A 14,383-nucleotide genomic window follows, 5' to 3' on the forward strand; every position below is an offset into this window, starting at 1 on the left:
TAAGCCTAACCAAATCCCTTAAATCTTGGAACCTACAAAACCATTTCAGTTCTGTTTTGACATCAGTTTTGAAAAAAATCTGAATACTTATATCCCAACAGCATATATTGTTGAAAACACCAGCGAAATCAAATATCTGGACAAAAAAGCGACAAAAGGTGTACTTGAAAGCTTTGGAATTGATTTTGAAAATTTAGATCCTAATTCAAAAAAAATACTCACAATATGTGACTCTTTAAAACCTGAATTTATTTTCAAAAAATTTGGTGCAAAAATCAAATCAGCCAAAACAATTGCAGATTTACAGAAAGATTCCAAAATTGACTTTGCTATTCGTCAGCATCTAAAAATCAATTTAAGCCCTTTTTACAGTCTTATTGTACAAGAACAATTTCCCTTATCCCTCAATTTAGGAGCAGCAAAAGATTTTTATCATTCAAGAGTCAGTATTAATCCACTGGATTTTGAACCTCAGATTCAATTTGATAAACATTCTGAAGGAATCACTTATACTCTTTCATTAAAAGAAAACGAAACTACATTTCTTCCGATGGATAATCAGGTAGATATCCTTTCGGATGAACCCGGCTGGCTAATTGTCAATAAAAAGTTAGGGCAATTAAAAGAGCTGAATGCTAAAAAACTAACCCCTTTCTTAAAAAAGAAATCCATTGAAATTCCTTCAAAATTAGTCGACGATTATTTTAAAAATTTCATTCCGGAAATAGCCAAAAAGATTGACATTGAAGCCAATGGTTTTGAAATTGAACTTCGCAACCAAATTGTTTCCTGCACGATTCAGCCCGTTTTTGATTTCTTTAAAAACTGTTATTATCTCAATCTTTATTTTGACTATAACGGATATATTTTTGATGCCAGTAAAACTAAAAAAACACATTCTTTTGTTGATTTCAGCGTTGCAAACGAACCAAGAATAATTCAGTTTAAACGAAATTCTGATGAAAATTCATATACTGATAAATTACTGGAAATTGGTTTAGAAAAAATCAAAAATGAATTATTTGGATTGAACTCTGATACTGAAACTTCTGACTCTTATATCAATATCCAATTCATTATTGATAACAGAGAAAAACTGGAAAGTCTTGGTTTTACGATTCAAAATCTGAAACTAGAAAGCAAAGAAATCATTACAGAAAGTAATACGATTTCAATTGCAAAAGAAACAAAAGCAGATTGGTTTGACATTAAAATAATCATTACGATTGGTAATTATAAAATCAATTTCAGCGATATTATCCCAAATATAAAAAGCAAAGAAAGACTTTTCCAATTACCTGATGGAAATTACTTTTTAATTCCCCTGGAATGGTTCAGTAAATATGGCTCTTTGGCAAAATTGGCTAAAACAGAAAATGGGGCATTACTTTTACGCAAAAGCAATTTTACGGCATTGGACGGAATTTCAGAAATCGACAATGATTTAGACCAAATTCATAAAGCTGAATTTACTGATTCAGATTTACTAAAAGCAACCTTACGACCGTATCAGATTGATGGCGTAAAATGGCTTTTAGGTCATTTTAACTCAAATCTTGGTGCGTGTCTTGCTGATGACATGGGACTTGGAAAAACCTTGCAGACTTTGGCTGTTTTAGTTTCTGTTCAGGAACAATTAGGTTTTACCACCAAAACAACCAATTTTGATTTGTTTGCAAACGAAACTACTATCGAAAGAGAACCACTCAAAGCTTTAATTGTTTTACCATCTTCATTGGTTTTTAACTGGTTTAATGAAGCTGTAAAATTCACTCCCCACTTTTCAAAAATGCAGTATGTTGGTAATGACAGAAAATTATTAGCAAGCAGATTAGATTCAACTGATTTGATTTTTACAAGCTACAGTATTATTCATCGTGACATTTCCATTTTAGAAAAATACAATTTCCGTTATTTGATTTTAGACGAGAGCCAATACATTAAAAATAAAAATTCTAAGATTTTTAAAGCCATCAATAAAATTAGTACGGGTCATAAGATTGCCTTAAGTGGTACACCTATAGAAAATTCGCTAGACGATTTATGGTCTCAGATGCAGTTTATAAATCCGGATATTTTGGGCAGTTATGCTTTTTTTATGGAGAATTTCAAAAATCCGATTGAGAAAAAGCAGAATGAAGAAGTTTTGTCCGAATTAAAAAACCTTATCCAGCCTTATATTTTGCGACGAACCAAAGAACAGGTTTTAAAAGATTTACCAGAATTGACAGAGCAGATTTATTATTGCGATATGGATCCTGAACAGGAAAAACTATATGAAAAGGAAAAATCCAAAGCGCGCAATTTCCTCCTTAAAACTGATGGCTCAAGTCCGGACAAAATCAGTATCATCAATACTTTGATGAAGTTACGACAACTGAGTAATCATCCAAAAATGGTCGATCAGGAATCAGAAATTGATTCTGGAAAATATATTGCAGTAACCAATTATCTGGAAAGTTTAGTAAAAGGAAAACAAAAAGCCATTATTTTCAGTTCGTTTGTTACGAATTTGAGTTTTTATACCGATTGGTGCAAAGAACATAAAATAGAATTCTGTGAAATTACTGGAGAAACTCCAGCAAGCAAAAGAGAACAAGAAGTAAAACGTTTTCAGGAAAACGAAAATCCGTTGTTGTTTTTTATTTCCTTAAAAGCTGGTGGCGTTGGTTTAAATATTACCAAAGCTTCTTATGTTTTATTTTTAGATCCGTGGTGGAATCCTTTTGCAGAGAAACAAGGTGTTGGGCGAGCGCACAGAATTGGGCAATTAAATAAGGTAAATGTGATTCGCTTTATTTCAAAAAATACAGTTGAGGAAAAAATCATCAAATTACAGGAAAACAAAAAACTGTTGTCTGATTCGCTTTTAGAAGAAAGCTATATTAATGACGAAATTGAAGGCAATCTGGAATATATTTTAGGTTCATAAAATTTAAATCCAATAGATTGGCATATTTTTCGTTGCATAAAATTGTTATATTTACAACCTTTCAATGTAATAAGATGCCAAAATTTTTATCTCTAAGCTTACTTCTGATTTTTATTTTTACTTCGGCAAAAGCCCAGGAAGTACAAAACGAAATAGATCCGCCTTATAATATCAAAACCATTTCTTTTGTTCAAAATGGCAGTAATGTTGTTCCTATATTTGAAATGAATTCTGCTTTTCAGCTTCAATTTGATGACTTATTTGGCAATGAAGCCAATTATTATTTTGAAGTTGTACATTGTGACTATAACTGGATTCCAAGTGATATTCCAAAAACAGATTATCTTCGAGGCTTTGATGGTCAAAGAATTATGGATTATTCTAATTCATTTAATACCCTTCAGGTTTATTCACATTACCGTCTTTCGTTTCCAAATCAATTTGCAACACAATTGAGATTATCCGGAAATTATATGCTTAAAATTCTAAATGAAGATAAAGAAGTGGTTTTTTCCCGAAAATTCATTTTATACGAAGACCATTGCACTGTTGCAGCACAAGTTAAACGAACAAGAAACCTTAGTAACATTGATTATAAACAAAATCTGGATTTCGCGATATTATCAAATGACATTGTTTTCCAGACTCCGTTACAAAATGTAAAAGTACTTTTGCTGCAAAACGGCAATTTTAAAACCGGCATAAAAAATGTCGTACCACAATATACGATAGGCAATCAATTGGTTTATAAATATGATAAGGAAACACAGTTTTGGGCCGGAAATGAATTTCTTTATTTTGAAAATAAAGATATCCGTGCTGCAAATAACAATGTAGGAAGAGTGGGTTCTAACAATGATATTTACAATGCTTACCTCTATACAAACCAGGCAAGGGGAAATCAGATTTATACTAATTATGAAGATGTAAACGGAAATTTTGTTGTAAAAAACATAAATGGATCTGACAACCAAATCGAGGCAGATTATGCCTGGGTTTATTTTACACTCTCTGCTCCTGCTTTTAGATCTTCAAGCAAAGACATTTACATTACCGGAATGTTTAACAATTACAGTCTTTCACCAGAATATAAAATGGATTATAATCAGGACAAGGGTGTTTACGAAAAAGCTATTGTAATCAAACAGGGTTTTACCAATTTTCAATATACAATTGCTGATAAAAAGGGAAATATTGACAATGAAAATGCTGTTGACGGAAACTTTTATCAGACAGAAAATGAGTATACTATCTTAGTTTATTACAAAGAAAGTACTGATCGTTATCAGAGAGTTATAGGAAAAGGAAATGCAAACTCAATAAATATCGTCAATTAAAACATTGTTAACGTTTTAGGAATCCTAGTTTTTTTTTGTAGCTTTGCAAGTATAACACACACATATATACTACGTTAGTATGGTTTCTCAAATTACAAGAGGCATAAAAATATCGGTTTTGACTAGTTTTGAGGGGACTTACTTCAAAAACTACAAGATTCATTTTGCTTTTAGTTATGTAGTAACAATTGAAAATCACAGTAAAGATTCTGTTCAGTTAACTTCACGTCACTGGGAAATTTTTGACTCCCTAAATGACCTGGACATTGTTGATGGTGAAGGTGTTATTGGTAAAAAACCAGTTTTAAAACCTGGTGAAAATCATACTTATAGCTCAGGCTGTTTATTGTCATCTCCTTACGGTGCAATGAAAGGTCATTTTAATATGATCAATTTTACTACCACAAAAACATTCAAAGTAATTGTTCCTACTTTTAGAATGTGTGCTCCTTTTGCCTTAAACTAAGATATAGTTTACAACTGTCATTTTTATCGTTATCTTAATCACAAAATTATCAATTTATTAATTTATCCTTTGTACTTTTGTGCAACGTTAGATTATTCGTAACAAATCAAATTGTCTAACTGATAAATTGTCTAATTATCTAATTTTAAGTAACATGCTAAAAGGATTCTTTCATGTACCAAAAGCGGTAAACGAGCCAGTAAAAAGCTACGCACCAAATTCACCAGAAAAAGCAGCAGTTCAGGCAGCTTACACTACAATGTGGAACTCTCAAGTTGATGTTCCTTTACATATTGGAAGTGAAGAAATCAGAACTGGAAACACAAGAAACATTACAGCTCCTCATGATCACAAACATGTTGTTGGTAAATACCATTTAGCTGAAAAACAACATATCGAAAAAGCAATTGCTAATGCACTTGAATCAAGAAAAGCATGGGCAAATATGGCATGGGAACAACGTGCAGCAATTTTCTTAAAAGCAGCAGAACTTATCGCCGGACCATACAGAGCACGCATTAACGCTGCAACTATGATTGGTCAGTCTAAAAATATTCATCAGGCAGAAATCGATGCTTCTTGCGAATTAATCGACTTTTTACGTTACAATGTTGAGTTTATGACTCAAATTTATAACGATCAGCCAAAATCTGATTCTACTGTCTGGAATCGTCTTGAATACAGACCTCTTGAAGGTTTTGTATATGCAATTACACCATTTAACTTTACCGCTATCGCTGCAAACCTTCCTGCAAGTGCTGCTATGATGGGTAACGTTGTAGTTTGGAAACCAAGTGACAGCCAGGTATTCTCTACTAAAATTATTTTGGACGTTTTCAAAGAAGCGGGAGTTCCTGACGGAGTTATCAACGTAGTTTTTGGTGACGCCTTAATGATTACAGATACAGTTTTAGCAAGCCGTGATTTTGCCGGAGTTCACTTTACAGGATCAACTCATGTATTTAAAGATATCTGGGCTAAAATTGGAGCAAATATTCACCATTATAAAACTTACCCAAGAATCGTTGGTGAAACCGGAGGTAAAGATTTTATCATTGCTCACCCAAGCGCAAACGTAAAACAAGTTGTAACAGGAATTACTCGTGGTGCTTTTGAATTCCAGGGGCAAAAATGTTCTGCAGCTTCAAGAGCTTATATTCCTCAAAGTTTATGGCCAGCTGTAAAAGAACAATTAATTGCTGATGTAAAATCTATGAAAATGGGTTCTCCGGAAGATTTCGGAAACTTTATTACAGCAGTTATTCATGAAGGTTCTTTTGATAAATTAGCAAGTTATATCGACCAGGCTAAAAAAGATGCTGATGCAGAAATTATTGTTGGTGGTAATTACGATAAATCAGTTGGATACTTTATTGAGCCAACAGTTATTGTAACTACAAACCCTAAATATACTACAATGGAAACCGAATTATTCGGACCAGTAATTACTATTTACGTTTATGAAGATGCTAAATGGGAAGAAACTTTAGAATTAGTTGATACTACTTCTGAGTATGCTTTGACAGGAGCTGTATTTAGCCAGGATCGTTATGCTATTGAAGTAGCAACTACGAAATTGCAAAATGCTGCTGGTAACTTCTACATTAACGACAAACCAACTGGTGCTGTTGTAGGAATGCAGCCTTTTGGCGGAGCAAGAGCTTCAGGAACTAACGATAAAGCAGGTTCTGCATTAAACTTATTACGTTGGGCTTCTCCTAGAACTATTAAAGAAACTTTTGTAACTCCGGAAGATTACAGATACCCGTTCTTAGGTTAATTTTTGTTTCAAGTTTCAGGTTTCAAGTTTTGAGACCTGTCCATATAAAAAGCCGAATCTTTTAATTAAGATTCGGCTTTTGCTTTTATAATGTAATCATTAGAGACCAAAATGTCTTGAGAATCTTTTCTTCTTACAATCTATAATTCAAAACTTGAAATTGTATGAAAACTATCTGCTTCTTTATTTTTTTCGCCTTCAAAAGTATCATAGTTCACAACCAACAATTTTCCTTTATAGATAATAGTCTCGCAAGGATTATCTAATTGTCCGTCTGAACCGTTTGCGTCTTCATTTTCCCAAATTAAAGAAATCGTATTGGTATCTAAATTCAACTGATGCACACTATTATTTTCATAATTGGCTATAAAAATGGAATTTCTTTTTTCGTCATAAAAAAAACCATCGCAGCATTTTAGCTGATCCGAATCAAAAACAACTTTATTTGATTTTACTTTTCCATCTTTCTCAAATTCTATTTTATTGATAACACCATCACCAAAATTTCCAGCATAAAGATTCCCTTTTTTATCAAAAGCAATTCCATCAATTCCGATTGTTCTCTTAGTAACTTCAGGTTTTAAGGTAAAAGTTGCAATTAAGTAATCTTTCTTATTTGATGAATTCAGAACAATGTTTTTCTTATTTAATTCTTCTAACGAAAAACTATAAATTCCGCTTTCTCTTCTGTTTTCAAACAAAGCATCTGTTATGTAAACCCGATTTTGGGACCATCTTACTGCTTCTCCAAAATTAAATCCTTCGGCTAAAACCTCAGCATTTATTGGTTTCCCATCTTTTACAATAACTCTGATTAATCTGGAGAAATTCTCATTTCTGGTAAAAAACTGATTGTCCATTAGATATAAATTACCATCAGGCCCAAACTCCATTCCCATCGGATGCACTTTTTTTGTAACAGGATGCAACGGCAATTTATCAAACCAGGTTATGGGTTTATTATTCTCATCGAAAGTCAGAATTTTGCTGCCATATTTTTCAAATGAAATTGCATTTGTAATAGCCAGAAACAAATTTCCTTTTTTATCTATCGCCATTCCATCTGGTGTCTGGCAGGTTTCTCCCAGATCAGCAAATAAAGTTGGTTTGATTACTTTTGATTTTTCTGCATAAATTATTTCCTGTTTCGGCTTTTTCAGAGTTATAGTATTTTGCGCAGAATCTTCACGATAAATAATATCTTGTTTTCGTTTCTGTGAAAATAAGCTCAAAGAATTAATTAAAATCAGAGTACCGATCAGGGCTTTAATTGTTGGTTTCATTTTTTGTTGGTTTTATGTTTTTACTTGAATTTTATTTTAGCTTATTCCCAAGAAATAAAACTAAAAGCAGAATAAATTTGATCATATTTAACTGTTTTTAGCGAATGTAAATTCAAATTTCTTCCACTGTTTGAGACGCACATGAAAACAGTATTTATGCCTTCGAATAATAATTTTTAAAGCCTAAATACATTCGTGTGCTTAAACGGGTTTTTTAAAAGCAAAAACATATTATTCATACCTTTTCTAAAAGCTTAATTCTATATTTTGTTACCTTGCCCTTAATTAAAATACCTTATGAATTTTATCAAACAAATTGACTTAAAGAGAGCTGCACTTCACTGTTTTTATTGGGTTTTCTTTTTATTCTTTTATTATTCAAATAAATCAGACAATGAAGATTCTTATACTTTTATTTTCATCTATTGCTTTAAAATTTTAGCACAGGCTACATTTGGTTATGGCTTAATATATTGGATCATTCCAAAAACATTAAACAAGAAACTATACCTTCTTTTTATTGTGTCTGCACTTGGCTGGCTTTACTTCATTTTTGCCCTTTTAATGATGCTTAAGTTTTATTATCTGGAACCTAAATTCCCCGAGTTCTTTGCAGATTGGCTTGGACATAAAATGACTGTTGCGGAACGGCTTACTTCATTTAAATTGATTTTAAGAGAATTCTCCTTTCTAACCTATCCAGTTATTATCTTAGGTTTTATCAGCTTTAACAGAAAACAACAACGTCTTTTAAAACTGGAAGAAGAAAAAAAATCAATGGAATTAAAAATTCTAAAAAATCAATTGAACCCGCATTTTCTGTTTAATACGCTAAATAATTTATACACTTTAACTATAAAAAAAGATAGCAAAGCACCTGAAGTAATTGCTAAATTATCTGAAATTCTTGATTTTGTACTTTATCGTTGTAACGAAGATTATGTTTCTATCGAAAAAGAAATCACTTTGATAGATAATTATATTGCATTAGAAAAACTGCGCTATAGCGAAAACAGATTAGATATTTTGTTTACCAAAGATATTCAGGAAAGTAATAAAATCTCTCCCTTAATTGTATTGACTTTTATAGAAAATGCTTTTAAACATGGGGTGATTAATGAAACCGAAAAAGCAAAAATCAGATTGCATTTAGAGAGTAAAAAAGGGCAAATCATTTTTAGTATTGAAAACACAAAACCTCAAAATGACCATAAACCTCTTTCTGATAAATCTAAAATTGGATTAGAGAATGTCAGGAAACAACTGGATTTATTGTATCCTAAAAAACATCGCTTAGAAATTGAAGAAACCGAAAACAATTATACCGTTAAACTTTACCTTACTCTTTAATTTATTGCGCAAAACTCTAATGAAGACGTTATAAAAATGTGATTGAACTAAGTCCAAAAAATAAAAGCAAAAGAGAGTTTCTCAAAAGAAGGCAAAAAACAGTTTAAAATTTTAAATTAGACCTAAAAATAAAAACCTCCAATTTCTAAATGAAACATAAATGTATAATAGTTGATGACGAGCCTCTGGCAAGAGAATTAATTGCATCACACTTAGCCAATTTTGAAAATTTTGAGCTAATTGACTCTTTTGAGAATGCACTAAAAGCATATACTTTTTTAGAAAATAATGCAGTTGATCTTATTTTTTTAGATATAGAAATGCCGTTACTAAAAGGAAATGATTTTTTAAAAAAATTAAAAAATCCTCCTAAAGTAATTTTCACAACCGCTTACAGAGAATATGCTTTAGAAGGTTATGAGCTTAATGTAATTGATTACCTTTTAAAACCAATTACTTTTGACCGCTTTTTTGTTTCAATCGAAAAATTCAGACAACTACAAACTCCTAAAAAAGAAAACAATTCAACGAATGAAAACTACATTTTTGTAACAAGCGGAAATAAAAACATCAAAATTATTCTGGATGAAATATTATTTATCGAAAGCCTGAAAGACTATATTACAATTCATCTGGAAAATGAAAAATCATACCATATCAAACAAAATATTTCCGTTTTTGAAAAGCTCCTAAACTCCAACTTTGTTCGTGTTCATCGCTCATACATTATTCAGGCAAAAAAGCTGACTTCTTATTCTAAAAATGAAATTGAAATAAACTCAGTTGAAATCCCGATTGGGAATAGTTACAAAGAAAACTGGTTAAATCATTTAGATACCATTATAGAAAAATAACTTCCCGACAACCTTCTATTAAGCTTAGAGTAACCAAATCCAAACGTCATGTTTTTTGTTATTCTGCAGTCAGAACTTTCTTTTTTAACAGAACTAATTTTTAAAGCTGTTTCTATCATTACATTTTCATGTAGTTCTTCAGACCTTTTATCTCCTTTTGTTTGTTTCTTCTGGCAAGAAACAAGTAAAAACATCATTAAACCGATCGCACAAAGTATTTTATTCTTTTTAGACAATTAAAAAAAAACAGTTCTCCTTAATTATTATTCCGCTTTTAATTTTAATTGTAATACTTTTCTTACCGCATTGATTTCTAACACGATACACTTGCAAAAAAACTTATTTTGCTGTTTTAAAAACTTCTAGCAGCATTTCGCAAAAAACCATCCCACTAAATTTGTCCTCAATAAATCAATCAACTTTTAAATAACTTAACACTTTAGTCAAATGAGAAATCTAAACAACATCCCTAAAGTAATATTGAAATCAAAAAGCATCGGAGCTCCAATTAACTTTAAATGGACGAAAAAGAAAATAGATGAACTATTAGATCCTTTAGAAACAACAATAGATCTGGAGAATACTTTAATGCAAATTAATCACAAGGGTTCTATTGGATTAACTGCCGCACTATTAGAATGGATATATTGGCGTTTTACCGGATATACTCAATTTACTAATGATACTCAAAAACGGATTGAAGCACTTTGGTGTTCTATTGAAAATCGCGAGCAAACTAATCCTTTATTATTTGACACTGATCTTAACTTTCCAGCCTCAGGTTCTGTTAATGGTGCATTATGGATCGCATTAATGAATGTGAGAATGATTGATGTAAGATATAGAAAAGGCTCGTATTATTTACAAAATGAACTGATCGGATTAGTATTACTGGCGCGTCATATTACTCCAAAAAAGAAAATATTCGACAATTGGTTTGCCCAAACTATAACAAATTTAATTCATCTATATCCTTGTTCCTATAAAAATGCAGAACTGGACCAATCTGATGAAGCGGTATATGATTCTTCAAACGAAGCTGTTATTTCCCGTGAATTCTTTTTTGATGAAGGATTTAAATACACTATAGAAGCATCAGAGAATGCCATTCATAATTTTATCAATAATCTAAACGCTAAAGAAAATGCTTTTTTAAATCTTTTACAAAAGCCTCATAATTGTAATAATTTTATTTTTAATTAAAATAACCCGGGCAGAACATACATTCTAACCGGGTTACTAAATTTATATTGCTCAGCTTAAACTTTAAACTTCAAAGGGAGATGTACCACTTTCTTTGTTTCAAAAAACTCATCATCAAATATTTCTGCCAAATCGTATAGCGTTGCGCTTGGAAAACTATTTAGTTCTTCACTCAAATCACCGCCTTTTAAATATAGAATACCGTTTTTTAAAGTGTGTTTATGTTGCTTTTTGATTTTGTCTTTTATCCAGGAAACAAAATCAGGCATATTGGTTACAGCCCGGCTTACAATAAAATCGAAATCCCCTTTTACCAATTCAGCACGCTTTTGTTCCGCTTTTACGTTCTTTAATTCTAATGCATCAACAACACCCTGAACCACTTTAATTTTCTTTGCAATCACATCAATCAAATAAAAACGTGTTTCAGGAAAAAGAATCGCTAACGGGATTCCCGGAAATCCACCACCAGTTCCAACATCCAAAACTGTTGCTCCAGGTTCAAATTTCATAATTTTAGCAATTCCTAAAGAATGCAAAATGTGTTTTGTATATAAGGAATCAATGTCTTTTCTAGAAATCACATTGATTTTTTCATTCCAATCGTGGTACAAAAAGTCTAATTTTTGAAATTGTTCGATTTGAAGATCGGTCAAATCAGGAAAATATTTCAATATCTCATCCATTGCTCTAAATTTTTAACAAAAGTACTACTTTACGATTGAAATATTTAACTCAATTTTGCAAATTGAAAATTTATAATAATTACCTTTGAAAACTATTTAAATTAATTATGAATAACACTGCACCAACATTTGCAAGACAAGACAATCTGAAGTTTTTCAGAACGCTTAACTCTCGCGTAAACAATTATTTCAAAGAAAATAATATCAAAAAAACCGGGAACTGGAAATTACATTTAAAAGCCGTTATTCTATTTGCAGTTTTTTTAACTCCTTATTTTTTAATTCTTACACTGAACATGCCTTTTTGGGTAATGTTACTATTGTCAATTGTTATTGGAATTGGAATGGCCGGAGTTGGTATGAATGTGATGCACGATGGTAATCATGGATCTTATTCTACAAAAAACTGGATTAATAAATTCATGGGAGGAACTATTTATGTCCTTGCAGGAAATGTTTACAACTGGCAAGTACAACATAATGTACTTCATCATACTTATACTAATATTCCGGGACATGATGAAGATCTGGATGCAGGGAGAATTATCCGCTTTACACAAGATGCAAAATGGCATAGTTTTCACCGTTTTCAACATTATTATTCTGTTTTCTTATATGGTCTTTTGACTTTCAATTGGGCAATTACTACCGATTTTAAGCAAATGAGAAACTATTTGAAAAGGAAACTATCCTACGGAGAACCAAAAAGCCCTAAAATTCTTTGGACAACTTTAATCATTACAAAAATCATATATGTTTCAATCTGGATTGTTTTACCAATTGTAATTGGAATTACATGGTGGAAAGTTCTTATTGGTTTTTTTGTAATGCACTACACTGCCGGATTAATTTTAAGTGTTGTATTTCAGTTAGCACACGTTGTAGAACATACTACAAATCCTTCACCAAACGAATTAGGAGAAATGGAAAACACCTGGGCGATTCACCAACTATTTACTACTACTAACTTTGCTCCAAAAAATGCAATTGTAAACTGGTATACCGGTGGGCTAAATCATCAAATCGAACATCATATTTTTCCAAATATCAGTCATATTCATTACGGTAAAATTGCACAAATCGTTAAAGAAACTGCAAAAGAATGTAATTTACCATATTATGAATACAAAACGATGCGAAGCGCTATTGTTGCTCACTTCAAACATTTACGAGATCTTGGGATGAAACCAGAATTATCACTTTAAACTAAAAAATCTATTAATAATTAACCCTCCTTGATTAGCGTAGAAAATTAAGGACATTCAAAAAATTTATAATGAATCATATTCTTTCGGACAGAATCAACAACTTAGCAACTTCACAAACATTAGCAATGGCTGCTTTGGCCCGCGAATTAAAAGCACAAGGAAAAGACATTATTAGTTTAAGTTTAGGCGAGCCTGATTTCAACACGCCTGATTTCATTAAAGAAGCTGTAAAAAAAGCAGTCGATGAAAATTACAGTACTTACTCTCCAGTTGAAGGTTTTTTAGAATTAAGAGAAGCAATTTGCAGAAAATTTAAAAGAGATAACAACCTGGAGTACAAACCAACTCAAATCGTTGTTTCTACAGGAGCAAAACAATCGTTATACAACATTGCACAAGTAATGTTAAACGATGGTGACGAGGTTATTTTACCAGCACCTTATTGGGTTTCTTATTTCGAAATCGTAAAACTTTCTGGTGGAGTTCCTGTTGAAGTTCCAACATCTGTAGAAACTGATTTCAAAATCACACCAGAACAATTAGAGGCTGCAATTACACCAAAAACAAAAATGATGTGGTTTTCTTCTCCTTGTAATCCATCAGGATCTGTATACAGCAGAGAAGAATTAACAGCCCTTGCAAAAGTTTTAGAAAAACACCCAAATATATATGTAGTTGCTGACGAAATTTATGAGCATATCAATTTCTCAGGAACTTTCTGTAGTATTGGTTCAATCCCGGGAATGTTAGAAAAAACAATTACTGTAAATGGAGTTGCAAAAGCATTTGCAATGACTGGATACAGAATTGGTTATATCGGAGCTCCTGAATTTATCGCAAAAGCATGTACAAAAATCCAGGGACAAGTAACCTCTGGTGCAAACTCTGTAGCACAACGAGCTACAATCACGGCTGTTGACGCTGATCCAAGCGTTTTAAACCACATGGTTCAGGCTTTCCACACTCGTAGAGATTTAGTAGTTGGATTGCTAAAAGAAATTCCAGGTGTAAAAATCAATGTTCCGGAAGGAGCTTTCTACGTATTCCCAGACGTTTCTTCATTCTTTGGAAAAACATTAAGAGGAACTGAGATTAAAGATGCAAACGACGTTTCTATGTATCTTTTAGCAGAAGCAAACGTTGCAACCGTAACAGGAGATGCTTTTGGAAATCCAAATTGTATTCGTTTCTCTTACGCAACAAGCGACGATATTTTAAAAGAAGCACTACGCAGAATCAAAGAAGCTTTGACTGCATAACAATATTCTAAGTTTTATTAAAAAC

General features: G+C 31.9%; 11 protein-coding genes. 9 read left to right on the forward strand and 2 right to left on the reverse strand.

The window, feature by feature from the left end; genetic code table 11:
• Positions 1-25: 25 nt before the first annotated feature.
• From OLM51_RS19285 to pruA, 4 genes are all read left to right on the forward strand, one after another.
• Positions 26-2,932: a DEAD/DEAH box helicase gene (locus OLM51_RS19285; protein ID WP_264552200.1), complete on the forward strand. Its 2,907-nt coding sequence runs from the start codon at positions 26-28 to the stop codon at positions 2,930-2,932.
• Positions 2,933-3,006: 74 nt separating this feature from the next.
• The gene (locus OLM51_RS19290) at positions 3,007-4,269 is read left to right on the forward strand and encodes a DUF5103 domain-containing protein (protein ID WP_264552201.1); all 1,263 of its coding nucleotides are present in this window, start codon (positions 3,007-3,009) and stop codon (positions 4,267-4,269) included.
• Between the two features lie 79 nt (positions 4,270-4,348).
• On the forward strand, positions 4,349-4,735 hold the full coding sequence (gene apaG / locus OLM51_RS19295; RefSeq protein WP_012023834.1) for a Co2+/Mg2+ efflux protein ApaG: 387 nt from the start codon (positions 4,349-4,351) through the stop codon (positions 4,733-4,735).
• 154 nt (positions 4,736-4,889) lie between these two features.
• Entirely contained in the window at positions 4,890-6,515 is a 1,626-nt protein-coding gene (gene pruA / locus OLM51_RS19300; RefSeq protein WP_264552202.1) for an L-glutamate gamma-semialdehyde dehydrogenase, read from the forward strand.
• A 140-nt stretch (positions 6,516-6,655) separates the two neighbouring features.
• On the opposite strand, the gene OLM51_RS19305 is transcribed toward pruA, so the two are convergent.
• On the reverse strand, positions 6,656-7,798 hold the full coding sequence (locus tag OLM51_RS19305) for a hypothetical protein (protein WP_264552203.1): 1,143 nt from the start codon (positions 7,796-7,798) through the stop codon (positions 6,656-6,658).
• A 297-nt stretch (positions 7,799-8,095) separates the two neighbouring features.
• Between OLM51_RS19305 and OLM51_RS19310 the strand changes: the two genes are divergently transcribed.
• The 3 genes from OLM51_RS19310 (at position 8,096) to OLM51_RS19320 (ending at position 11,205) form a co-directional block, all read left to right on the forward strand.
• Complete coding sequence (locus OLM51_RS19310; RefSeq protein WP_264552204.1) at positions 8,096-9,148, forward strand: sensor histidine kinase; 1,053 nt, start codon at positions 8,096-8,098, stop codon at positions 9,146-9,148.
• Positions 9,149-9,297: 149 nt separating this feature from the next.
• Positions 9,298-10,002 carry a LytR/AlgR family response regulator transcription factor gene (locus OLM51_RS19315; RefSeq protein ID WP_264552205.1) on the forward strand — a complete coding sequence of 235 codons (705 nt, stop codon included), beginning with the start codon at positions 9,298-9,300 and terminating at the stop codon, positions 10,000-10,002.
• 447 nt (positions 10,003-10,449) lie between these two features.
• Positions 10,450-11,205 (forward strand): hypothetical protein, encoded by a 756-nt coding sequence (locus OLM51_RS19320; RefSeq protein WP_264552206.1) that lies wholly within the window; start codon positions 10,450-10,452, stop codon positions 11,203-11,205.
• A gap of 56 nt (positions 11,206-11,261) precedes the next feature.
• Here the strand turns inward: OLM51_RS19320 and rsmG are convergent, their stop codons facing one another.
• Positions 11,262-11,891 (reverse strand): 16S rRNA (guanine(527)-N(7))-methyltransferase RsmG, encoded by a 630-nt coding sequence (rsmG, locus tag OLM51_RS19325; RefSeq protein WP_264552207.1) that lies wholly within the window; start codon positions 11,889-11,891, stop codon positions 11,262-11,264.
• 107 nt (positions 11,892-11,998) lie between these two features.
• Between rsmG and OLM51_RS19330 the strand changes: the two genes are divergently transcribed.
• Positions 11,999-13,096, forward strand: a complete 1,098-nt coding sequence (locus tag OLM51_RS19330) for a fatty acid desaturase family protein (RefSeq protein ID WP_264552208.1) — start codon at positions 11,999-12,001, stop codon at positions 13,094-13,096.
• A 71-nt stretch (positions 13,097-13,167) separates the two neighbouring features.
• On the forward strand, positions 13,168-14,358 hold the full coding sequence (locus OLM51_RS19335; RefSeq protein WP_264552209.1) for a pyridoxal phosphate-dependent aminotransferase: 1,191 nt from the start codon (positions 13,168-13,170) through the stop codon (positions 14,356-14,358).
• Positions 14,359-14,383: the final 25 nt, after the last annotated feature.

This window comes from Flavobacterium sp. N2038, from assembly GCF_025947185.1.
GTDB lineage: Bacteria > Bacteroidota > Bacteroidia > Flavobacteriales > Flavobacteriaceae > Flavobacterium.